Source organism: Mesorhizobium sp. P3_B5, from assembly GCF_056402815.1.
Genome location: NZ_JBFUGR010000011.1, coordinates 1 through 21,423 on the forward strand (window position 1 = coordinate 1; position 21,423 = coordinate 21,423).

The window sequence follows — 21,423 nt, forward strand, 5'->3', positions numbered from 1 at the left end:
GCAGGACGGGCACTGGCGGCATTCCGGCGTATAGAGCGGGATGACGTGGTCGCCCTTCTTGACCGAGGTGACGCCCTTGCCGACATCGACGACGATGCCGGCGCCCTCATGGCCGAGAATGGCCGGAAACAGGCCTTCAGGGTCGGCGCCTGACAAAGTGAACTCGTCGGTGTGGCAGATGCCGGTCGCCTTGATCTCGACCAGCACTTCGCCGTCGCGCGGACCATCGAGGTCGACCTCCATGATCTCCAGCGGCTTTCCGGCGGCGACGGCAACAGCGGCGCGGGTTTTCATCAGGCAATTCCTCCCAAGGCGATTTTTTGCTCAAGCTTTCAGGTTTTCTCGATGCGATCAACTGGAAGCTGGTGGCAAGACTGGGCCACAGCGGCGAATTGGAATCGCAAATCGATTGAAAGGCGGTGAATTGCATGGTCGGCTTGACCGTACAAGCACAAGCCATAAAAGGAATGGCCGGAGGGAACGACATCAGCATGTTCACGAAAATCCTGATCGCCAACCGCGGCGAGATCGCTTGCCGCGTCATCAAGACGGCGCGCAAGATGGGCATTGCCACGGTCGCCGTCTATTCCGACGCCGATCGCGACGCCGTGCATGTCGAGATGGCCGACGAGGCGGTGCATATCGGGCCGTCGCCGGCCGCGCAGAGCTATCTCTTGCCGGAAAAGATCATTGCCGCCTGCAAGCAGACCGGCGCGCAGGCCGTGCATCCCGGCTACGGCTTTCTCTCCGAGCGTGCATCCTTCTGCGAGGCACTGGAGGCGGAGGGCATAATCTTCATCGGCCCGAAGCCCAAGGCGATCAAAGCGATGGGCGACAAGATCGAATCGAAGAAATTCGCCAATGCCGCCAAGGTTTCCACCGTGCCCGGTTGGCTCGGCGTCATCGAGAATGCCGATCACGCCGAAAAGATCGCCGGCGAGATCGGCTATCCCGTGATGATCAAGGCCTCGGCTGGCGGCGGCGGCAAGGGCATGCGCATCGCCTGGAGCCAGTCGGAGGTGCGCGACGGTTTTGACCGGGCGCGCTCGGAAGCCAAAAGCTCGTTCGGCGACGATCGCGTCTTCATCGAAAAATTCGTCGTAGATCCGCGCCACATCGAAATCCAGGTGCTGGCCGATGCGCATGGCAACACGCTCTATCTCGGCGAACGCGAATGCTCGATCCAGCGCCGCAACCAGAAGGTCGCCGAGGAGGCGCCGTCGCCTTTCCTCGATGCCAAGACCAGAAAAGCCATGGGCGAGCAGTCGGTGGCGCTGGCCAAGGCCGTCGACTACCAGAGCGCCGGCACGGTTGAGTTCATCGTCGACAGCGACAAGAACTTCTATTTCCTTGAAATGAATACACGATTGCAGGTCGAGCACCCGGTGACGGAACTCGTCACCGGCATCGATCTGGTCGAGCAGATGATCCGCATCGCCGCCGGCGAAAAACTCGCCATCAAGCAGAGCGACGTCAAGCTGAATGGCTGGGCGGTGGAAAGCCGCCTCTACGCCGAAGATCCCTATCGCAATTTTCTGCCGTCGATCGGCCGGCTGACGCGATACCGGCCGCCGGAGGAAGGACAGTTCGGCGACGTCATCATCCGAAACGATACCGGCGTCACCGAAGGCTCGGAAATTTCGATGTTCTATGACCCGATAGTGGCAAAGCTCTGCACCTGGGCGCCGACGCGGCTCAGGGCAATAGACGCCATGTCGGAAGCGCTGGACAGTTTCGTCGTCGACGGCATCGAGCACAACATCCCGTTCCTGGCCGCGCTGATGCAGCATCCGCGCTGGCGGGAAGGCCGGCTGTCGACCGGCTTCATCGCCGAGGAATATCCCGACGGGTTTGCGCCGATCGTGCCGAACGGCGAGGAAAAGGCGGTGCTGGCATCGATCGCCACCGCGGTCGAACTGCTGCGCCGCGACCGGCTCGACCGGCTGGGTGGGCGGTTGGCGCCGCATTCCGGTGCCCTGAAACGCGACTGGGTTGTCAAGGTCGGCCAGGACTACCTCTCGGCCGCCATCCTCGAGGGTATGATCTCGATCCCGATGGAAATCGACCTGTCGATCGACGGCGGCAAGGCGCTGACGGTAGCGTCAGACTGGCGGCCGGGCGACCTCATCTGGCGCGGCACGGTCGGCTCCTCCAAGATCGCGGCGCAGATCAGGCCGCTGCCGAACGGGCTGCGCATCGCCTGGAAAGGCATGTCGGTGACGGCGCGCGCCATGCTGCCGCGCATCGCCGAGCTCGAAAGGCTGATGCCGGAAAAAGTCCCGCCGGATACGTCAAAAATGCTGCTCTGCCCGATGCCGGGCCTCGTCGTGTCGATTGCCGTAGCCGAGGGGCAGGAGGTCAAGGTGGGCGAGACTTTGGCCGTGGTCGAGGCGATGAAGATGGAAAACGTGCTGCGCGCCGATCGCGACCTCACCGTGTCGAAACTCAACGCCAAGCCGGGCGATAGCCTCGCCGTCGATGCGGTGATCATGGAGTTCGCCTGATTTTTCGACGGCGGATGGCAGTCAGGCGTCTGCGGCCAGCATGCTCTGGTCGGTGACGACGTAGACGCAGGCACGGCAAGCATCCGCTCCACGCTGGCTGTACCAGCGGCAGGAGCCACGGATGGCGCAGCGCGGCAGGTTTTCGGCGGGCGCGATCATCTGCTCGGCCATGCCGGTCAGCACCTTTTCGATGACGCCGCAGGAATTGCCGGTCCACTGTTTGCACTTGCCTTCGACGCAACGGCCGGCAAAGCGGAAGCGCGCTTCCGGCACGCCGGCCTTACTCGCCAGATCGACGAACTCGGCATCGATCTCCAGACGCGTCGGGATCGGCTGGACAATGCCGTCCGCCCCGACAACGCCAATCAGCAGCGCCCCCGGTTCGGCGCGGGCGCTCGGACAGGACTTTTCGCCGTCCTCGGCGATTTTCGGATTCGCCGAGGCCTTCTTCATATCTGTTGAAGCAAGTGACATCGGTGTCAGCGCAGCATTCCGTTGATCTCTTTGTCGAGCGCGGGCAGCTGGTGTTGGTCGATATGCGCGACCAGTCCGAGCCATTCCCTGGGAAAGCGCAAGACGAGTTCCGGTTGCGTGTGCGTCTCGGCGAGAGTCGCCAGCACCGCGTGCTGGATGGTTTTCGCCAGCTTCTCATCCATGCCCTTGGAGAGCTTGAGACCGCTGAGATCGACGACAAAACGGTTGGCCATGAAAATCTCCTGTTAAAAAGATGATTTCGTCCACATTGGCAGTGTGCCGATGCCGGTGCCCGTCAACCATGAAGCGCTTCACATCGACTGATCTCGGACGCTGCCGGCCGTTCGCGCGGGCGTTGAGTTTGTCAGGGGATCGGCAGATATCGGGGCCGGGAATGCTGGCGGGCAGTGGCGTGGGAGCCTAGATTAGGACGACAACCAGATTCGCCGACAGGATTGAGAGCCAGACGAAGTGGCAGACGAGAAGATGACACGCGATCCGCTGATGCGCGAGGCCATTGCCAGGGCGGCAAGGCCTGAGGCGCCGGCGCGGCCTTTCATCCATCTGCGCGTGCATTCGGCCTATTCGCTGCTCGAAGGCGCTTTGCAGCTCGGCAAGATCGTCGGTCATGCCGTGCAGGACGAGTGCCCGGCGATCGCCGTCACCGACACCAACAATCTGTTCGGCGCGCTCGAATTCGCCCAGAAGGCGGTGAAGGACGGCATCCAGCCCATCATCGGCTGCCAGATCGACCTGGTCTTTTCCGGCGAAACCAGCGACGCCCAGCGCGACCGCCGCCGTCATGGGCCCGAGATGAGCCCCGTGGTGCTGCTTGCCGCCACCGAGACCGGCTACTCCAACCTGGTCAAGCAGGTCAGCCGGGTCTACCTCGAAACGCCACCGGGCGAACCCGTGCATCTGACCACCGAGATGCTGCGGGGCCATTCCGACGGTCTGATCTGCCTCACAGGCGGGCCGCGCGGGCCGATCGGCCGGGCCTTGAAGGAAGACCGCCGCGATCTCGCCGAGGCGCGGCTCCTGGCGCTCAAGGCGCTGTTCGGCGATCGGCTCTATGTCGAGCTGGACCGGGTCTCCGGCTATGACCGGGCGATCGAGAAATCGTCGGTGGACCTCGCCTACAGCCATGATCTGCCGCTTGTCGCCACCAACGAGGCATTTTTCTTCACGCGCGACGACTATGACGCACATGACGCGCTGATCGCCATCGCCGAAGGCTCGGTCGTCGCCGCCGACAACCGCCGCCGGCTGTCACCAGACAATTTCCTGCGCAGCCAGGCCGATATGGCGCGGCTGTTCGCCGACCTGCCGGAAGCGATCGACAACACGGTCGAGATCGCGCTGCGTTGTTCCTACTACCCGAAAAACCGCAGCCCGATCCTGCCGCGTTTTACCGGCGGCGATGTCGCCGACAATGAATTGGCGCTGAAGGCAGAGGCCGACGAACTGCGCCGGCAGGCCCACGAAGGGCTTGATGCGCGGTTGGCGGCGCATGGACCCACCGTCGGCTACACGGTAGAGCAGTATCGCGAGCGGCTGGATTTCGAGCTCGGCATCATCGAGAAGATGAAGTTTCCCGGCTACTTCCTGATCGTCGCCGACTTCATCAAATGGGCCAAGGCGCAAGGCATTCCCGTCGGCCCGGGCCGCGGTTCGGGCGCAGGATCGCTGGTCGCCTATTCCACCACGATCACCGACATCGATCCGTTGCGCTTCTCGCTGCTGTTCGAGCGCTTCCTCAATCCCGACCGCGTCTCGATGCCCGATTTCGACATCGACTTCTGCCAGGACCGGCGCGAGGAGGTCATCCGCTACGTCCAGCAGAAATACGGCCGCGACCAGGTCGGACAGATCATCACCTTCGGTACGCTGCAGGCCCGCGCCGTGCTGCGCGACGTCGGCCGCGTGCTGCAGATGCCCTATGGCCAGGTCGACAAGCTGTCCAAGATGGTGCCGCAGAACCCGGCCAATCCGGTCAAGCTCGCCGACGCCATCGCCAACGAGCCGCGCTTTGCCGAAGAGGCCGAGCGCGAGCCGATCGTCCAGACCTTGCTCGATATGGCGCAGAAGCTGGAAGGGCTCTACCGCCACGCCTCGACGCACGCCGCCGGCATCGTCATCGGCGATCGGCCTTTGTCCGAACTGGTGCCGATGTACCGCGATCCGCGCTCGGACATGCCGGTCACCCAGTTCAACATGAAATATGTCGAGCAGGCCGGGCTGGTAAAATTCGACTTCCTCGGCCTGAAGACGCTGACCGTGCTGGAGACCGCGGTCAAGCTGATCCGCCGCCGCGGCATCGAGATTGATCTGGCGACGATCCCGCTCGATGATCCCGATACCTATGCCATGCTGTCGCGCGGCGAAGTGGTCGGCGTGTTCCAGGTGGAAAGTGCCGGCATGCGTAAGGCGCTGATCGGCATGCGGCCCGATTGTATCGAAGACATTATCGCGCTGGTCGCGCTCTATCGGCCCGGCCCGATGGAGAACATCCCGACCTACAATGCCAGAAAGCATGGCGAAGAGGAGATGGCCTCGATCCACCCCAAGATCGACCATCTGGTGAAGGAGACGCAAGGCGTCATCGTCTACCAGGAACAGGTGATGCAGATCGCGCAGGAGCTGTCCGGCTATTCGCTGGGCGAAGCCGACCTGTTGCGCCGCGCCATGGGCAAGAAGATCCGCGCCGAAATGGACAAGCAGCGCGAGCGCTTCGTCTCGGGCGCGGTCGAGCGCGGCGTCGGCAAGCCGCAAGCCGACTTCATTTTCGACCTGCTGGCCAAGTTCGCTGACTACGGTTTCAACAAGTCGCATGCCGCCGCCTATGCGGTTGTCTCCTACCAGACTGCCTATCTGAAGGCGCATTACCCCGTCGAATTCCTGGCGGCGTCGATGACGCTCGACATGGGCAACACCGACAAGCTCGCCGATTTCCGCCAGGATGCGCTGCGCCTCGGCATCGTGGTCTCGGCGCCGTCGGTGATGACGTCGTTCCGGGATTTCGAGGTCGGCGAGAACCGCATCTTCTATTCGCTTGCCGCTCTCAAGGGTGTCGGCGATGCGGCGGTCGAGCATATCGTCGCCATGCGTGGCGAAAAACCGTTCAAGAACCTCGCCGATTTCTGCGAAAGGGTCGATCCCAAGATCGTCGGCAAGCGCGTCTTCGAAAGCCTGATCACCGCCGGCGCGCTCGACTGCTTCGGCCACGACCGCGCGGCGATGATGGCGGGGGTCGAGCGGATGATGGGGCTGGCTTCGCTGGCGCAGCAGAACGCCGTTTCCGGCCAGGCGGACATTTTTGGCGCTTCGCTGGGCGCCCAGTCGCAGGCGCTCAACCTTCCGGTGACAGAGCCGTGGCTCGCCGCCGACCGTCTGCACCGGGAATTCCAGGTGGTCGGCTTCTATCTTTCGGCGCATCCGCTCGACGAGTACAAGGCGGCGCTACAGAAGATGCGGGTGCAGAACTGGGGCGAGTTCTCGGCCGCAGTCAAACGCGGCGCCGCCGCCGGGCGGCTGGCCGGGACCGTGACCACCAAGCAGGAGCGCAAGACGCGCACCGGCAACAAGATGGGCGTTATCGCTTTTTCCGACACGTCCGGCCAGTATGAGGCCGTGCTGTTTTCCGAAGGGCTGGCGCAGTATCGCGACCTGCTCGAGCCCGGCCGCTCGGTGGTGATCACCGTTTCGGCCGAGGACCGGCCTGAAGGCGTCAATCTGCGCATCAACTCGGTGCAGTCGCTGGAGGACGAGGCCAGCCGCATCCAGAAGGCGCTGCGGGTCTTTGTGAGAGACGAGGGCCCAACTTCAATCATTCAATCGCAGCTCAAACAGCGTGGCGACAGCCAGGTCAGTATTATCCTGATCAAGGGAGAGGCGCAGGGCGAGGTCGAGATCGCTTTGCCGGGCGGGTATCGCGTCTCGCCACAAATTGCATCCGCCATGCGCGCGGTGCAGGGCGTGGTGGAAGTCGAGCTGGTCTAGGATGCCGCGATCTCGGCTGCTTGCGGTGCCTTGCGCTGCAGGTTGAGCAGATTGCCCATCAGGATGAGCAGCGCGCCGCCGGCGGTGAAGGCGTCGATCTGCTCGCTATAGAGCAGCCAGCCGATCAGAGCCGATAACGGCACGCGCAGAAAATCCATCGGCGAGATGACCGTCGCGTCGGCATAAGCGAGCGCGCGGGCCATGCAGAAATGCGAGGACATGCCGCTGAAGGCGATCAGCACGATCCACGGCCAGAGTTCCAGCGGCGGGTTGCGCCATTCGTAGAGCGCCGGGATCAAGCCGACCACCGACTGGATGATCAGCATCCAGAAGATGATGCGCACGACGCTGTCGGTGCGCGTCAGCGACTTGACCATGACCACCGAAATGCCGAAGCAGACCGCGGCGCCGAGCACGATCAGGTGCCCCGGATCGACCGCACCGACGCCGGGGCGCACGATGATCACCACGCCGATCAGCCCCAGCGCGATCGCTGCCAGCTTGGGCCGCGACAGCCGTTCGCCGAGAAAGCCGACCGCCAGCAGTGCCGTCCAGATCGGCGTCGTGAATTCGATCGAGATCAGCACGGCGAGCGGGATCAGCGTCAGCGCGTAAAGCCACGCCGCCTGGCCGGTGTAGTGGATGAGGTTGCGGGCGAGATGGGCGACGGGGCGCTCAGTGCGCATCGCAGCAAAGCCGCCGCTCATCATCACCAGCGGCAGCAGGATGAAAAAGCCGATCACCGAGCGCAGCTCCAGCACCTGGAAGACATTGAGTTCGGCTGTCGTGGCGCGGCCGGCGACCGACATCGCCAGGAACGACGCGATCGACAGTGCCATCCAGAACGCGGCCTTGGGGATCGAGGGAGCAGGTGCCATGCGCGCTATCTCGCAAGTCGGGACCTTTATCGCAACCGCTAGCCGCCGCATTCGACTGGGCCACAGCCGCGTTGCAAAACAGTCATGTCGGCAGCGGAACCTGCCGCAGCGGCAGGCGTTGATTCCCGGTATTTGCCAAAATTGTTGGAAGTGCGGTTTTTCAACACCAACGGGGAGAGTTTAAGATGAAATCATTCGCACGATTTCTGCTTGCCGGGTGCCTGATGGCCGCAAGCGGCGCAGCCCATGCCGACGAGGCCGATTTTCTGAGCTCATTGCAGGGGAATTTCGCTGGCAAAGGCACGGTCCAGGTAACCACCGATGTGCCGAATGTCGGTGTATCCTGCAGCTTCAAGTCGAATGCGACCTCAACCTCGCTCTCGCTGGATGGCAATTGCCGCGGTCTCGTTGTGGTAACGCGGGCCATCAGCGCCAACTTGAAGGTCACAGGTGCGAAATACAGCGGCGTCTATGTCGGATCGCGCACCGGGCCGGCGCAGCTCGCCGGCAGCCGATCGGGCAATGCGATCAATCTCGGCATTCGTTGGGCCCAGGTCGTCAACGGCGATCTCAAGGCGCGGCTGACGGTCGAGAAAACCAGCGGCGACGGCATGCGGCTGACGGTTACCGACGTCGATCCGAAGACCGGCAAGAGCGTGGTGACGAGCCGGATCGATCTGAAGCGAACTTGATCTCGATGCCTCAATCCTCAATCGGCTCGGGCGGGTGGGCGTTGCGGCCCTTGCCGAAGGTATAGCCGGTTTCCACCGCCTTCTTGCCGAACTTGTCGCGCAGCGTGTCGATGGCGCCTTCGGCCATGGCGCGCTTGCGCGACTGGATGTCGACGAGGTCGGGCGGGTCGGCCTTGTCGTCGTCCGAGAGGTCGCTGACGCCGATGCCGAGCAGCCGGTATTTCGTCCCGTCCGCTTCCTTGCGCAGCAGTTCGAGCCCGGTCTGGAAAATGCGGTCGGCCAGCCGGGTCGGGTCGCCGAGCTGTCGGTTGCGGGTGCGGAGCTTGAAATCCTGCGTCTTCAGCTTCAGCACCACGGTGCGCCCCGCAATACCTGACTTCTTCAGCCGTCCCGAGACCTTCTCCGACAGCGCTCTCAGCACCGGGACCAGTTCGTCCATGGTTGCAATGTCGGTGTCGAAGGTGGTTTCCGCCGATACGCTCTTGGCGTCCTGGTCGGGATGGACGCGGCGGTCGTCCTCGCCGCGCGACAGGTGGTAAAGCCGGTCGCCCATGACGCCATAGCGGCGCATCAGGTCGCCGCGCTCCATGCGTTGCAACTGGCCAATGCTGCGGATGCCGTCGCGTTCCAGGTTTGCGGCGAAGGCCTTTCCCACACCCCAGATCATCGTCACCGGCTGCTCAGCCAGAAAGCCGGGCGCCTCGGCCTCGCCGATCACCGAAAAACCGCGCGGCTTGCGGAAGTCGGACGCCACCTTGGCGAGGAACTTGCAGTAGGAAAGGCCCGCCGAAACGGTGATGCCGATCTCCTTTTCGACAGTCAGCGCGAACCGCGCCAGCACCACGGCAGGCGGCATGCCATGCAGCCGCTCGGTGCCGGCAAGGTCGAGAAAGGCCTCATCGATGGAGAGCGGCTCGACCAGCGGCGTCAGCGCCTGCATCAACGCGCGCACCTCGCGGCCGACGCGGACGTATTTTTCCATGTCCGGCGGGAGAACGACCGCTTCCGGACAGGCTTCGAGCGCCTTGAACATCGGCATCGCCGAGCGCACGCCGTGGATGCGGGCGATGTAGCATGCGGTGGAGACGACACCGCGCTTGCCGCCGCCGATAATCAGCGGCCGGTCCTTCAGCGCCGGATTGTCGCGCTTTTCGACGGCCGCATAGAACGCGTCACAGTCGATATGGGCGAGATGCAGACGGTAGAGTTCGGAGTGGCGGGCCAGCCTCGGGCTGCCGCAGCGCTCGCAACGGCGTGCCTCGCTGCGCTGAAAGGTCAGGCAGTCGCGGCAAAAACCGTGCTCGGGATTGTTGACAGGGGCCGCCATCGCTGCGAACATAAAGAGAACAAATGCAATGGTACGTCAGTCCGAGGGCAGCGACAAGCTTGGCCTGGGGAGAACGCATGAGCACGACCATAAAGCCGCTGGCGCCCGCGCTGTGGGCGGATTTCGAAGACCTTTTCGGCAAGCAGGGCGCCTGTTACGGCTGCTGGTGCACGCATTTCCGGCTGGCGCCGGCCGTGCGTCGCGAGAGCAGCCGCGAGCGCAACAAGGATCATATCAAGGCGCGGATCGAGGCCGGGCCGCCACCCGGCCTGCTGGCCTTCGAGGACGACAAGGCGGTCGGCTGGATGCAGATCGGCCCGCGTGCCGACGTGCCCGAATGGAACAATCAGGGCAGGGGGTCGGCGCCGGTCGACCCGGCCGATGCCATGGATCCCGGCGTCTGGGCGATCTCCTGCTTCTTCATCCGCGCCAAGGCGAGGGGGCGAGGCATCTCGCACCGACTGGTCGAAGGCGGCATCGCCTTTGCCCGCGAGAAGGGTGCGCGGCAGGTCGAGGCCTGCCCGATCGACCTGTCGCGCGATTCGCGATCGATCGGCCTGTTCGTCGGCTCGTCGCGGGTGTTCGAAAAGGCCGGCTTCGAGCGGCTGGTCGAGCGCAAAACCGGCCGGCCGCTGATGCGGCTGGTGCTGTAGGACAGCCCGCCAGCAATCATGGGTGTTGTCTTGCAGCCGTGATGGTATTTCCCTACCAGTGGCAAGAACGGTTTTGACGGCCGCAATAGAGTGGAGGATCGATATGAAGCGCGTTTTGCCATTTGTTTTGCTTCTTGCCTGCAGCGCACCGGCGCTTGGCCAGACGGTTGATAGCCAGGGCGCGAAGCAGCTTACCGACAATCTGGCGCGCTATTTCGGCAAGACGCCGTTCGACATCGGGTTTCTGAAGATTTCGGTCGACGGCGATGCCTACAAGCTCGCATTCGATTTCAAGCCGCTCGTGGATCTCCTGGGCAAACAGGATGGCTTGAAGCTTGATCTCACGCCCTATGCGCTCTTGACCAAGCCACGCAGCGATGGCGCGTGGGATGTCTCAGGCAATCTGGCACCGGAAGGGACGATGGAGTTCAACGGGCCTCAGGGTCCGCAAAGCATGAAGGTGTCGATCAAGGGCGGCAAGTTCGTCGGCATCTACGATCCCGAACTGGCGGCTTTCAGCAGCGCGACGTCGTCGCTGGAAGGCATGACGATGACGTCGCAGGACGCCAGGCAGCGCACGGAGATGAGTTCTGGTGCTGGAACTGCCACAATAAGCGCTATCAAGGGCGCAAATGGCGGTGTCGATTTCAACATGGTTCAGACAATCGCCGACTTTGCCGAATCGATCGCGATCGATAACCCTAACAGCGGGCAGAAAATCCCGCTGGCGATCAAGTCGCCCGAATTGTCGGTGGACGCTAAAGGCAAGGGGCTGCGGACGAAGCCTCTTCTGGACCTGTTGGCCTTCGCCGTGGCCAATCAGGACGAGGCGAATCTGAAGGCCAACCAAGCCGAACTCAAGTCGCACCTCTTGGCCGCGCTGCCGCTATGGGAGCGGATCGATGGCGCTTACAGGTTCAAGGATTTCAGCGTCGGCAGCCCGGTCGGCAGTTTCGGCGCGGCCAATGTGGGTGTTGCTTTCGGCATGGACGGCGTCGCCCGCAGCGGGACGATCAATTACGGGATCAAAGCGTCGGGGCTCTCGATACCGCAACATCTTGTTCCGGCCTGGAGCGTGGCGCTGCTGCCCACCGATTTCGATCTCAATTTCGGCGGCGCCAACATCGATCTCGACACCATGGCGAAGAAGGCAATCGAAGCCTTCGATCTCAACAAGAATCCGCCGCTGTCGGACGATTTTGGCGAGGGGCTGAAGGCTGGCTTCCTGGCCAATGGTCCTAAGATTTTCGTCGGCCACAGCACGGTCAAGAGCGGCGGTGCTGAAATCGCGCTGGAGGGCGACATGACGTTTCCCGATGGCGAGAAGCCCGATGCCAACGTGACCATCGACGTCACCGGCTATGACAAGATCGTGGCAAGCCTGCAGGAAGCGGCGAGGACCGACCCTCAGGCTTCGCAAGCTTTCACCGGCGCGCTGGCCATCAAGGGATTTGCCAAGACGCTGCCGGACGGCCGGCTGGAATGGGTCATCAACGCCAAGCACGACGGTTCGGTGGCGGTCAACGGCGCCATGTTGAAGGGTCCCGATCCGGTGGTGGAAGACAACACCGATCAGGATGTGACTCCTGGCGAGGGGAACAGCGGTGGTGGGGCAGGGGCGAAGCTTAGTCCCTGAGCGCCGGGCTTCGACGCGACTGGCTTTAGAGCCCGAGCGCCATCGCGATCTTCGGCATAGCCGCGTGCCAATCCTCAACAACCACGATGTCGTCAGGCACTGGCGGCAGGAAGGCGCGCAGCGAATTGTCGGCCATCAGGTGGAAGAGGTGCGCATCGGCGACGGCGCTACGCACCGACACCAGATTGTGCGGCTGGTCGTCGACGAAGGCCACTGGCCGGCCCTTGGTGCCGCGTAATTTGGCCACGGCCGGGCCCTTGGCCATTTCGGTGGTTAAAGGCGGGTGGTTCAGCCCGAGAGCGTCGAGATGGGCGCGGCGCACCGCGCGATGTCTGTGCGGCATGGCTGTCAGCAGGATGATCTCGACGCGATCACCGAGGCTCGTCAGCGCGTGCGCGGCGCCGTCGGTGACACTCTGCCAGTCGGCCTGTGCGTCAAAGAAATCACCCAGAAGCGTCGTCACTTCTTCCTGTTCGATCAGGCGGCCGCTCGCTGTTTCGGCAATGTTGCCGGTGAGGCGAAACGAGGCCAGCGTCAGCTCAAAGCCGCGCGACTGGAGAAAACGCGGGAACGGCCGGATGAATTCGAGCACGACATCGTCGACGTCGAGCACCAGCAGCGGCCGGTTGTCCGAGGCAAGCTCCTCGATCTGGCGGGCGGTTTCGGGATCATCGCTCATATCGAATGCTCATGATCGTCGCCGCCAAGCGGCAGCGCCCGCAAGGCCTTGCCGACGGAGGCCGGCGGCGTGCCGGTTTCCTCGGCGAAGCGCAACAAGGTTGGTTCGTGGGCGAGGATGAACTGCAGCACGCCGGCGAGGAATCCCGGCTCGCTGGCGGCCCGCCGGATGGAATGGGCTTCGATTCCGGTGATCGCCAGGAAACGCGGCAGGAGCTCCGGATCGGCGGCGACGAAGCCCAGTGCCTTCACGGCAATGGTTTCGGCTTCCTCGCGCATTGACGCTGCGTTTGCCATCACTACCTTCTGGGTGCGGAAATGAGTCTCTTTTCCGCAGTAATCGCAAGCGTCGCCTGCGGCAAGCCACCGCCCCGGTCCAATGCGGTTTTCGAGATGGAATCCGAATAGCTTTTGCAACTGCGGGTTTCCGTTTCGTCAATCATATTGCCTTAGAGTGAACGTGGGTTTGGTGTGCTCCAACAAGGGCGCATGACGGCAGCCTTCGGGCAGAAGGCTCGCCGGGACGGGAAATCGATGCCTAAGAAGGTCATGATCGTCGAGGACAACGAGCTCAACATGAAGCTCTTTCGGGACCTCATCGAAGCAAGCGGCTATGAGACGGTGCGCACGCGCAACGGTCTGGAAGCGCTCGATCTGGCGCGCCAGCACCGGCCGGATCTCATCTTGATGGATATCCAGCTGCCTGAGGTGTCAGGCCTGGAGGTGACCAAATGGCTCAAGGAGGACGATGACCTCCACTCCATCCCGGTCATTGCCGTCACCGCGTTTGCCATGAAGGGCGATGAGGAGCGCATTCGCCAGGGTGGCTGCGAGGCGTATATTTCCAAGCCGATCTCGGTGCCGCGTTTCATCGAAACCATCAAATCCTATCTGGGCGATGCCTGATGCGCATCGCCAGCCTAGCCGGAGCCTCATGACATGACTGCGCGGATCCTCGTCGTCGACGACATCCCTGCCAATGTGAAGCTGCTCGAGGTCCGGCTGCTGGCCGAATATTTCGAGGTGCTGACCGCCTCCAATGGGCCGGACGCGATCGAGACCTGCGAAAACGGCAAGGTCGATGTCGTGCTGCTCGATGTGATGATGCCTGACATGGATGGGTTCGAGGTCTGCAGGCGGCTGAAGAGCGATCCGGCGACATCGCATATCCCGGTTGTCATGATCACGGCGCTCGACCAGGTTGCGGATCGGGTGCGCGGTCTCGAGGCTGGCGCCGACGATTTCCTGACCAAGCCGGTCAATGACCTGCAGCTGATGACGCGCGTGAAAAGCCTGGTCAGGCTGAAGTCGCTGACCGACGAATTGCGCCTGCGTGCCTCGACCACACGCAACATCGGCATCGAGGAGCTTTTGAGCCGCACCTTCACGTCCGAAGACGCGACGCCAAAAGTTCTGCTGATCGACGAGCGCAAATCCTCAGTCGAGCGCATCCAGAAGATGCTGCGCGACAGTGCCGATCTCGACATTGCCACCGATCCGCATGCCGGCTTCTTCCAGGCTGCCGAAGCGCCCTATGAATGCGTCATGATCTCGACGGCCTTTGCCGAATTCGATCCGCTGCGGCTATGCTCGCAACTGCGTTCGCTCGATCGTACCCGCTTCCTGCCGATCATCCTCCTTGCCGAGGAAGGTGAGGAGGGGCGGATCATCCGCGGCCTCGAACTCGGCATCAACGACTACCTGATGCGGCCGATCGACCAGCAGGAGTTGCTGGCGCGGCTGCGCACGCAGGTGCGCCGCAAGCGCTATAACGACCAGCTCCGCGCCAGCGTCACCCAGACCATCGAGATGGCGGTGACCGATGGACTGACCGGGCTGCACAATCGCCGCTACCTCGACAGCCATCTGCAGACGCTGTTCGATCGCGCCGTGGCGCGACGACGGCCCCTTTCGGTGATGATCACCGATCTCGACCGCTTCAAGACGATCAATGACGCGTATGGTCATGACGGTGGCGATGCGGTGCTGCGCGAATTCGCGCGGCGGCTGCGTAAGAATGTGCGCGGCATCGACCTTGCCTGCCGCTTCGGTGGCGAGGAATTCGTGGTGGTGATGCCGGACACGGATGGCGCGGTCGCCGAAAGGGTTGCCGAGCGTATTCGCGCCGAAATCGCCCAGCTGCCCTTTGCCCTCGGTCATGAGGGCAAGACGGTCGAAGTCACCGTCAGCGTCGGTGTATCGTCGGTGCTCAAGGGGGCGGATACGGTCGCGGGACTGATGAAGCGCGCCGATCTTGCGCTCTATGAAGCCAAAAGCGGCGGCCGCAATCGCGTCGTTGCCAAGGCGGCTTAGGGCCTGTTCCATCCCGATGGACGCGGGATGGAGTTCTATCTCGGTGTTCGAGCATGATCTTTTCTAATCATGCCCAGGGGCCGGCGCCCGATTATCCTGTCAACCCGACAGGGTTACGAATTTACCTTAATCCAAGCGATTCGGGAGCCTTGGTTAAGAAACTGTTGATTTCCATAAGCTGTTGCGCAAATGTGCAGCCCATAGACGGAGCCGGCGCGAGGACAGATTGCCGGATCGATCCGAAAAATACCCCATGATGCTCAGGTCCGCCGCATCTCCTGGGTCCGTGGGGTCGGCCGGCCGGCGCTGGCACATAGTGGCCTCCTCGTACCGCTGCCAACCGCCGACCGGCCCCCTTCTCTCAAAAGGATTACATCAGGATTCCGCGCCAAACTTCGGAAGTTTCGTGCTTTTCAGCGCGCCTTGAAACAAAAACGCCGCCCAATGGGCGGCGTTTTTGTATCGCGGAGAGAAACCAGATTACTTGATCTTGGTTTCCTTGAACTCGACGTGCTTCTTGGCGACCGGGTCGTATTTGCGGAACGACAGCTTGTCGGTCTTGGTGCGGCTGTTCTTGCTGGTCACGTAGAAGAAACCGGTGTCGGCGGTCGACAGAAGCTTGATCTTGATATTTGCGGCTTTGGCCATGATGTTCGTCCGTTGTGTTGGTGGAGTTTTGGCCGCTGGAGCACGGGGAAACACCCGGACGCGGGAAACTTGGCGCGACACATAAAGAAAGCGCCCTGAAAGTCAAGCCCGCGCGGCTTGGTCACGAATTCCCGAGCCGGTCTGGAGCCCACCGTTCCCCTTTGTCAGGCGTCCTCCTTGAGCGGCGAGGCGGCCTTCTTCCAGTCACCCGTCGTGTTCCACCAGCGATTCGGATTGGCCTGGTCATCCAGCCCCTTGGACCGGCTGGCGAGGATTGGCTGAATGCGGATCACCGGTTCCTGATAGGAGTGCGCCTGGAAGATTGCCTCGACCACCCGGGAGGCCAGTGCCTGGTCATCGGGCAATTCGAACGAAACCTCCACCGTGCCCGGGCGACGCCGCAGTTCGGTCTCCGGCCCCGCGGCAGTGCCTTCCAGGCGCCTGTAGCGTTCGATGCCGTGCGCCGACTGATAGGCATTGCGGTCATATTTGCCCATGACCAGCGGCGCTATCGCGACCACGGCGTCCATGATGCGGTCGACATCCGCGGCCGGCGCCTGGAAGGTCACAAGCAGCAGAAGCGTCATTCGAAGGGATGTGGTTTCAAAGCCGCTGTCGATCATGGAGATATCCTCAACTCAAGGTGTTTTCGAGGACACTCTTTTACCCGGAGGCTCCTGACACGGTTCTGTCAGCAGCTACAGCGAGCGGCTATGAACGCAGGGCTGGCGGCCATGCAGTGCGCTACAGGATCTTTCGCAACAGCCTGACGCCGACCAGCGCGATATAGGCGCCGAAGAACAGGCCCAGCGCCCAACCGAAACCGGACGGTCCAAAAGCGTCCATGCCGATGCCGATCGCCTGCGGCCCAAGCACCATGCCGACGCCGTAGCAGAGCACGAAGGCAGCGTTGGCGGATGCCAGTTCATGGCCGGAGAGCTGCGAGCCGAGATGAGCGAGGCCGATCGTGTACATGGCTGCGACCACACCGCCCCAGACGAACAGAAGTGCTGCCATCAGATGCCAGTTCTGAGCGAAGAACGGCATGAAGATGGTGCCTGCCAGTCCGACGATGGCGCAGGCCAGAAGCAGATAGCGGCGGTCTGAGACGCGGTCGCTGACCATGCCGATCGGGATCTGCAACAGCACGTTGCCGAGGCCGATCATGGTCAGCAGCAGGGCGGCGTCGGCCTCGGAGTAGCCGATGCGGTTGCCGTAGACCGGGAACAGCGCAAAACCGCCGGTTTCGACGGCGCCGAATACCAGCACGGCGGCGGTCGCCGTCGGCACCAGCCAGATGTAGCGCAGGAAATTGCTGGTCTCGCCGTCGGCCACAATGGTTGGGCTTTCGTTCCGCGCGGCCAGCACCGGTATGGCGGCCAGCGTCACCAATCCGATGATGACGCCGAAGGGCGCGAAGCCGGAACTGCCGAGATGGGCGAACAGCCACGGTCCCGCGGCAAAGCCGAGCGACAGGACGGTGGCGTAGATGCCGAGAACCAGGCCACGCCGGTGCGGCGGCGCCGAGGTGCTGATCCAGAACTCCGACAGGATGAACAGCACCGTCAGCGCTATGTGCAGCACGATGCGGAGCGGAAACCACATCCAGAAATCCGGCGCGAAATGGAAACCGACGAAGGCGAGCGCGCCCGCGACAATCATGGCAATCATCGTCCAGGCGACGCCGAAGCGCATGGCAAGCGGGGTGGCAAGCGGGGCGCCGGCGATCGATGCCAGGCCGGCGACCGCGGTGTTGAGGCCGATCATCGATGCCGAATGGCCGCGCGTTTCCAGGATGACGCTAAGCAGCGGCATGCCAAGGCCGATGGCGATGCCGACGACGCTGATCGACGAGATCGCCGCGATCATCGGCAGCCAGTGTACGCGTTCGTCGCCCTGTGGTTGGGTATCGACCGTCATGAGATGCCTGATTACTCGATGCTTTACAGAATTTCGCGGGTGAAGCGGTTGCGGACCAGCCGGTAGAAGGGCACCGAACCACCGGGATGCAGCAGCGGATCGCGGGCGAGCCGGGTCTGCAACTCGTCCAGGATCATGCGGGTGATGTCGGGTATGTCGGCCTCCCTGGCCTTGGCCAGCGGCAACCAGACCAGTTCTTCCAGTTCGTTGGTCGGGCCGCCGCCCGGCAATTCGACCACCACATCGCTGCGCCACGCGCTGAGGAAGCGCGTGTCGAAACGGCGCACCCGGTTGGGCGGGGTGATGGCGCGGGCAATGAAGCGCAGCGCTGCCAGCGAAGGCGTTACGCCGTGCTCGACGAAACCCTGCCAATCGCGCTTGTCCGTCGCAAAGGCGCCTTTCTGACCGATGAGCAGGCCGGCTTCCTCGTAGGTTTCGCGGATTGCTGAGAGCGCAATGGCGCGGGCACGCGCCAGGCTGGTGCGGCCGACGCCGGCGGTCAAATTCGCTTCTTCCTGCGGATGCAAGGCGGTGGCGACGGGGATACGGCTGTCGGCGGGATCGGTGCGGCCGCCGGGAAAGACGAATTTCCCCGGCATGAAGGCGTGGCCGGCGTGGCGACGGCCCATCAGCACCAGAAACTCATCGCCCTGGCGGTCGAGCAGGATCAGCGTCGCGGCGTCACGCGGGCGCATAGGCCTGGCGTCACGCGGTATTTCGCGCCGCTCAACCCTGTCGACTTCTGCCTTGGTCATCCCGTCCATACGCTCGACCTGATGCATGCCGCCCAAAAGTGCGTAGCGGTTTGGGACAACGACATGCATGAAAACACAAATCAAAAGCGCGTCGCATGAATCCCTTCACACGCGACGCGCTTTAGCGGAATCTTCTCGGATGCGAAAGTGGCGTTCGGCCGTGGCCGATTGCGCCAGTCTTGATTTCAAGCCTCGGGATGAGACTCGATCCTGTCTTCTTCACCACCGAAGCCGTGCATATAGAACGCCCATTGCAGGCCGATGACGGCGCCCTTGACTGGCTGCAGCAGCGCCAGCGCCAGAAGGATGGTCAGCGGCACCCAGATGACGATGTGCTGCCAGAGCGACAGGGTGGAGGTCGCCTCGATACCCATGAAGGCGCCCAGCACGATGTGGCCGACGATGACGATGACGAGATAGGCGGGCAGGTCGTCGGCGCGGTGGTGATGAAGGTCCTCGCCGCAGACATCGCATTTTTCGACGGTCTTGGTGAAGGCTCGGAACAGTTTTCCTTCGCCGCAATGCGGGCAGCGGCAGAGCGCGCCGCGCTTCATCGCCGTCCACAGCGGGCGGGCGGCCCGGCCCGAGTGATGTTCGCCACCGAAGATCGGCTGTTCGAGACCCAGTTCGTTTTGCATCATCGTCTCCTGCCGCGCGAGCCTGGACGCGATTGCGACGCACGGGCGCGGCCTTTGGCCTTGTGAAACGACCGCTTGGAGCCGGGTAGCGGCTTCGGGTCGGTCAGCATCTCAAAGCGCATCGCGCCGGCCATCGGCGCCACTTCGATGAGGCGGACTTCGACGCGGTCGGCAAGCTGATAACCCTTGCCGGTGCGCTCTCCGTAGAGCGATCGGGCCGTCTCGTCGTATATATAGTAATCACCGCCGAGGGTTGACACCGGGATGAAACCATCTGCGCCAAATTGTGGCAATTGGACAAATAGTCCCGATTTGGTGACGCCCGAAATGCGCGCGTCGAAACGATCGTCGATGCGCTCGGCGAGATAGGCTGCGATCAGCCGGTCGACCGTGTCGCGTTCGGCGGCCATGGCGCGGCGCTCGGTGCCGGAGATCAGCACTGAGACGTCTTCGAGCCGCGCTTCCTCATCCTGTGTCAGCCCGCCCGGACCAAGGCCAAGGGCGGCAATCAGCCCGCGATGCACTATGAGGTCGGCATAGCGGCGGATCGGCGAGGTGAAATGCGCGTAGCGTTTCAGGTTGAGGCCGAAATGGCCGATGTTCTTGGGCGAATATTCGGCCTGGCTCTGCGAACGTAGCACCACTTCATTGACCAGCCCCTCATTGTCGGCGCCGCGCACGCGCTCCAGAATGCCGTTGAACTGGCTTGGCCGCATCTGCGCGCCGCGCGCCAGCGACAGGCCAAGCGTCTGCAGGAACTCGCGCAGCGATTCCTGCTTGGCGAGCGATGGCGCGTCGTGGACACGGAAAACGAGTGCCTGTTTCTTCGCCTCCAGCGTCTCTGCGGCAGCGACATTGGCCTGGATCATGAATTCTTCGATCAGCTTGTGGGCGTCGAGCCGTTCCGGGACGATGACGCGATCAACGGTGCCGTCCTCCTTGAGCATGATCTTGCGCTCGGGCAAATCGAGCTCGAGCGGCTGGCGTCCGTCTCGGCCACGCTTCAAGATGCCGTAGGCGTCCCACAGCGGCTTCAGTATGGCGTCGAGGATCGGGCCGGTCTTGTCGTCGGGCGCCCCGTCGATCGCCGCTTGCGCCTGCGGGTAGGCGAGTTTTGCCGCCGACTTCATCATGACACGGTGGAAGGAATGCCTGAGCTTGCGGCCATCGGCGGCAAAAGTCATGCGCACCGCCAGAGCCGGGCGATCCTGGCCTTCGCGCAGCGAACAGAGATCGTTGGAAATGCGCTCGGGCAGCATCGGCACGACGCGGTCCGGAAAGTAGACCGAATTGCCGCGCTTCAGCGCCTCGCGGTCGAGGGCGGTGCCATAGCGGACATAGGCGGCGACATCGGCGATGGCGACGGTGGCGATGACGCCGCCAGGGTTCTTCTCATCAAGATCCGGCGTGGCGAACACCGCGTCGTCATGGTCCTTGGCGTCGGCGGGGTCGATAGTGATCAGCGGCAGGTCGCGCCAGTCCTCGCGGTGATCAAGCGTCGCCGGCTTCACGGCCTCGGATTCGGCGATGACGTCGGCCGGAAAAATGTGCGGAATGTCATGGGCGTGGATGGCGATCATCGAGACCGCCTTTTCGCTGGTCAGCGACCCCAGCACCGCCAGCACTTTTGCGCGCGGCAGGCCATAGCGCGAGGCCCTCGCGGGCTCGACCTCGACCAGATCGCCGTTTTTGGCGCCGTTCTGGAATTCCTTGTCGACGATCAGCTCGGGCTGGCGGCGCTCGACCGGCTCGATGCGAAAGGTGCCGTCCTGCAAGATGCGAAAGATGCCGAGAACGGCATCGGTGCGCTTCTCGAAGATCTTCATCACCCGGCCGGTATAGGCGGGGCCGGTCGCCTCATTGGTCGGAAAGGTCTTGGCCAGCACGCGGTCGCCGATGCCGGGCGCCGGCCCGTTGCCGCTGCGCGACACACGGATCGAGACGACGGGCGGTTCGCCAGGGCCGACGGCCTCGGCCGGATGCGCCAGCAAGATGCCGTCGCCGTCGCGGCCAAAAATGTCGAGCACGGCGACATGGGGCAGGGCGCCGACGCGGGCGAGTTGCTTGCGCTCCTTGGTCAGCAGGCCCTCGTCCTGCAGGTCGCGCAAAATATCCTTCAGCCAGATGCGGTCGTCGCCGCGCAGCGCAAACGCTTTGGCGATCTCGCGCTTTCCGGAACGGTCGGGATTTTCGGCTATGTAGCGCAGGATTTCGTCGCGCGACGGGCGATAGTCGTCCTTGACCTTGGCGCGGGTATCAGCGGTGCGCGGATCGCCGTGGGTTCTACCGGTGATCCTGCGCGCCACGC

Annotated in this window: 20 protein-coding genes; 7 read left to right on the forward strand and 13 right to left on the reverse strand. The window is 63.1% G+C overall.

Annotated elements, in window-relative coordinates; translation table 11 throughout:
• Window positions 1-294, reverse strand: a 294-nt coding sequence (locus AC1DVW_RS23400) for an alcohol dehydrogenase catalytic domain-containing protein (protein ID WP_477326280.1), incomplete at its 3' end; no start/stop codon positions are given.
• 197 nt (window positions 295-491) lie between these two features.
• Here AC1DVW_RS23400 and AC1DVW_RS23405 point away from each other — a divergent pair.
• Window positions 492-2,504, forward strand: coding sequence for an acetyl-CoA carboxylase biotin carboxylase subunit (locus AC1DVW_RS23405; protein WP_477326282.1), 2,013 nt, complete (start codon window positions 492-494; stop codon window positions 2,502-2,504).
• A gap of 21 nt (window positions 2,505-2,525) precedes the next feature.
• On the opposite strand, the gene AC1DVW_RS23410 is transcribed toward AC1DVW_RS23405, so the two are convergent.
• Together AC1DVW_RS23410 and AC1DVW_RS23415 are read right to left on the reverse strand one after the other, a co-directional pair.
• A complete protein-coding gene (locus AC1DVW_RS23410; RefSeq protein WP_477326284.1) occupies window positions 2,526-2,978 on the reverse strand; it encodes a hypothetical protein in 453 nt (150 codons plus the stop codon).
• A gap of 5 nt (window positions 2,979-2,983) precedes the next feature.
• Window positions 2,984-3,211 carry a hypothetical protein gene (locus AC1DVW_RS23415; protein ID WP_477326286.1) on the reverse strand — a complete coding sequence of 76 codons (228 nt, stop codon included), beginning with the start codon at window positions 3,209-3,211 and terminating at the stop codon, window positions 2,984-2,986.
• A 271-nt stretch (window positions 3,212-3,482) separates the two neighbouring features.
• Here AC1DVW_RS23415 and dnaE point away from each other — a divergent pair, with 271 nt between their 5' ends.
• A complete protein-coding gene (dnaE, locus tag AC1DVW_RS23420; protein WP_477326446.1) occupies window positions 3,483-6,977 on the forward strand; it encodes a DNA polymerase III subunit alpha in 3,495 nt (1,164 codons plus the stop codon).
• On the opposite strand, the gene AC1DVW_RS23425 is transcribed toward dnaE, so the two are convergent.
• Window positions 6,974-7,855 (reverse strand): DMT family transporter, encoded by an 882-nt coding sequence (locus tag AC1DVW_RS23425; protein WP_477326288.1) that lies wholly within the window; start codon window positions 7,853-7,855, stop codon window positions 6,974-6,976. The genes dnaE and AC1DVW_RS23425 overlap by 4 nt on opposite strands.
• A gap of 185 nt (window positions 7,856-8,040) precedes the next feature.
• Between AC1DVW_RS23425 and AC1DVW_RS23430 the strand changes: the two genes are divergently transcribed.
• Entirely contained in the window at window positions 8,041-8,547 is a 507-nt protein-coding gene (locus AC1DVW_RS23430) for a hypothetical protein (RefSeq protein ID WP_477247330.1), read from the forward strand.
• A gap of 10 nt (window positions 8,548-8,557) precedes the next feature.
• Here AC1DVW_RS23430 and AC1DVW_RS23435 read toward each other — a convergent pair whose 3' ends face one another.
• Window positions 8,558-9,886, reverse strand: coding sequence for a DNA polymerase IV (locus AC1DVW_RS23435; RefSeq protein ID WP_477326290.1), 1,329 nt, complete (start codon window positions 9,884-9,886; stop codon window positions 8,558-8,560).
• Between the two features lie 65 nt (window positions 9,887-9,951).
• On the opposite strand from AC1DVW_RS23435, the gene AC1DVW_RS23440 reads away from it, so the two are divergent.
• Together AC1DVW_RS23440 and AC1DVW_RS23445 are read left to right on the forward strand one after the other, a co-directional pair.
• Window positions 9,952-10,527, forward strand: coding sequence for an N-acetyltransferase family protein (locus tag AC1DVW_RS23440; protein WP_477326292.1), 576 nt, complete (start codon window positions 9,952-9,954; stop codon window positions 10,525-10,527).
• Window positions 10,528-10,630: 103 nt separating this feature from the next.
• Window positions 10,631-12,163: a hypothetical protein gene (locus AC1DVW_RS23445; protein WP_477326294.1), complete on the forward strand. Its 1,533-nt coding sequence runs from the start codon at window positions 10,631-10,633 to the stop codon at window positions 12,161-12,163.
• A gap of 25 nt (window positions 12,164-12,188) precedes the next feature.
• Here the strand turns inward: AC1DVW_RS23445 and AC1DVW_RS23450 are convergent, their stop codons facing one another.
• Together AC1DVW_RS23450 and AC1DVW_RS23455 are read right to left on the reverse strand one after the other, a co-directional pair.
• Window positions 12,189-12,842, reverse strand: coding sequence for a hypothetical protein (locus tag AC1DVW_RS23450; protein WP_477326296.1), 654 nt, complete (start codon window positions 12,840-12,842; stop codon window positions 12,189-12,191).
• Entirely contained in the window at window positions 12,839-13,138 is a 300-nt protein-coding gene (locus tag AC1DVW_RS23455) for a DUF3572 domain-containing protein (RefSeq protein ID WP_112564834.1), read from the reverse strand. The genes AC1DVW_RS23450 and AC1DVW_RS23455 overlap by 4 nt, the downstream gene beginning before the upstream one ends.
• A gap of 237 nt (window positions 13,139-13,375) precedes the next feature.
• Between AC1DVW_RS23455 and AC1DVW_RS23460 the strand changes: the two genes are divergently transcribed.
• Both AC1DVW_RS23460 and AC1DVW_RS23465 read left to right on the forward strand, forming a co-directional pair.
• Window positions 13,376-13,747, forward strand: coding sequence for a response regulator (locus tag AC1DVW_RS23460; protein ID WP_023667574.1), 372 nt, complete (start codon window positions 13,376-13,378; stop codon window positions 13,745-13,747).
• A gap of 33 nt (window positions 13,748-13,780) precedes the next feature.
• A complete protein-coding gene (locus AC1DVW_RS23465) occupies window positions 13,781-15,154 on the forward strand; it encodes a PleD family two-component system response regulator (RefSeq protein ID WP_477277293.1) in 1,374 nt (457 codons plus the stop codon).
• 480 nt (window positions 15,155-15,634) lie between these two features.
• Here the strand turns inward: AC1DVW_RS23465 and rpmG are convergent, their stop codons facing one another.
• From rpmG to rnr, 6 genes are all read right to left on the reverse strand, one after another.
• Window positions 15,635-15,802: a 50S ribosomal protein L33 gene (rpmG, locus tag AC1DVW_RS23470; RefSeq protein ID WP_006201775.1), complete on the reverse strand. Its 168-nt coding sequence runs from the start codon at window positions 15,800-15,802 to the stop codon at window positions 15,635-15,637.
• A 164-nt stretch (window positions 15,803-15,966) separates the two neighbouring features.
• A complete protein-coding gene (locus AC1DVW_RS23475; RefSeq protein WP_477326298.1) occupies window positions 15,967-16,425 on the reverse strand; it encodes a YqfO family protein in 459 nt (152 codons plus the stop codon).
• 121 nt (window positions 16,426-16,546) lie between these two features.
• On the reverse strand, window positions 16,547-17,722 hold the full coding sequence (locus AC1DVW_RS23480; protein ID WP_477326300.1) for an MFS transporter: 1,176 nt from the start codon (window positions 17,720-17,722) through the stop codon (window positions 16,547-16,549).
• 23 nt (window positions 17,723-17,745) lie between these two features.
• Window positions 17,746-18,486, reverse strand: coding sequence for an NUDIX hydrolase (locus tag AC1DVW_RS23485; RefSeq protein WP_477247693.1), 741 nt, complete (start codon window positions 18,484-18,486; stop codon window positions 17,746-17,748).
• A 176-nt stretch (window positions 18,487-18,662) separates the two neighbouring features.
• Window positions 18,663-19,115, reverse strand: coding sequence for a DUF983 domain-containing protein (locus AC1DVW_RS23490; protein ID WP_477326302.1), 453 nt, complete (start codon window positions 19,113-19,115; stop codon window positions 18,663-18,665).
• Entirely contained in the window at window positions 19,115-21,421 is a 2,307-nt protein-coding gene (gene rnr, locus AC1DVW_RS23495) for a ribonuclease R (protein WP_477326304.1), read from the reverse strand. The genes AC1DVW_RS23490 and rnr overlap by 1 nt, the downstream gene beginning before the upstream one ends.
• Window positions 21,422-21,423 lie beyond the last annotated feature (2 nt).

Coding starts and splice junctions, on each gene's coding strand:
- AC1DVW_RS23435 (WP_477326290.1), bottom strand. CDS start 9,886: ATGTTCGCAGCGATGGCGGCCCCTGTCAACAATCCCGAGCACGGTTTT.
- AC1DVW_RS23430 (WP_477247330.1), top strand. CDS start 8,041: ATGAAATCATTCGCACGATTTCTGCTTGCCGGGTGCCTGATGGCCGCA.
- AC1DVW_RS23455 (WP_112564834.1), bottom strand. CDS start 13,138: ATGGCAAACGCAGCGTCAATGCGCGAGGAAGCCGAAACCATTGCCGTG.
- AC1DVW_RS23440 (WP_477326292.1), top strand. CDS start 9,952: ATGAGCACGACCATAAAGCCGCTGGCGCCCGCGCTGTGGGCGGATTTC.
- AC1DVW_RS23445 (WP_477326294.1), top strand. CDS start 10,631: ATGAAGCGCGTTTTGCCATTTGTTTTGCTTCTTGCCTGCAGCGCACCG.
- AC1DVW_RS23460 (WP_023667574.1), top strand. CDS start 13,376: ATGCCTAAGAAGGTCATGATCGTCGAGGACAACGAGCTCAACATGAAG.
- AC1DVW_RS23475 (WP_477326298.1), bottom strand. CDS start 16,425: ATGATCGACAGCGGCTTTGAAACCACATCCCTTCGAATGACGCTTCTG.
- AC1DVW_RS23410 (WP_477326284.1), bottom strand. CDS start 2,978: ATGTCACTTGCTTCAACAGATATGAAGAAGGCCTCGGCGAATCCGAAA.
- AC1DVW_RS23465 (WP_477277293.1), top strand. CDS start 13,781: ATGACTGCGCGGATCCTCGTCGTCGACGACATCCCTGCCAATGTGAAG.
- AC1DVW_RS23480 (WP_477326300.1), bottom strand. CDS start 17,722: ATGACGGTCGATACCCAACCACAGGGCGACGAACGCGTACACTGGCTG.
- AC1DVW_RS23450 (WP_477326296.1), bottom strand. CDS start 12,842: ATGAGCGATGATCCCGAAACCGCCCGCCAGATCGAGGAGCTTGCCTCG.
- dnaE (WP_477326446.1), top strand. CDS start 3,483: ATGCGCGAGGCCATTGCCAGGGCGGCAAGGCCTGAGGCGCCGGCGCGG.
- AC1DVW_RS23415 (WP_477326286.1), bottom strand. CDS start 3,211: ATGGCCAACCGTTTTGTCGTCGATCTCAGCGGTCTCAAGCTCTCCAAG.
- AC1DVW_RS23485 (WP_477247693.1), bottom strand. CDS start 18,486: ATGGACGGGATGACCAAGGCAGAAGTCGACAGGGTTGAGCGGCGCGAA.
- AC1DVW_RS23405 (WP_477326282.1), top strand. CDS start 492: ATGTTCACGAAAATCCTGATCGCCAACCGCGGCGAGATCGCTTGCCGC.
- rpmG (WP_006201775.1), bottom strand. CDS start 15,802: ATGGCCAAAGCCGCAAATATCAAGATCAAGCTTCTGTCGACCGCCGAC.
- AC1DVW_RS23425 (WP_477326288.1), bottom strand. CDS start 7,855: ATGGCACCTGCTCCCTCGATCCCCAAGGCCGCGTTCTGGATGGCACTG.
- AC1DVW_RS23490 (WP_477326302.1), bottom strand. CDS start 19,115: ATGCAAAACGAACTGGGTCTCGAACAGCCGATCTTCGGTGGCGAACAT.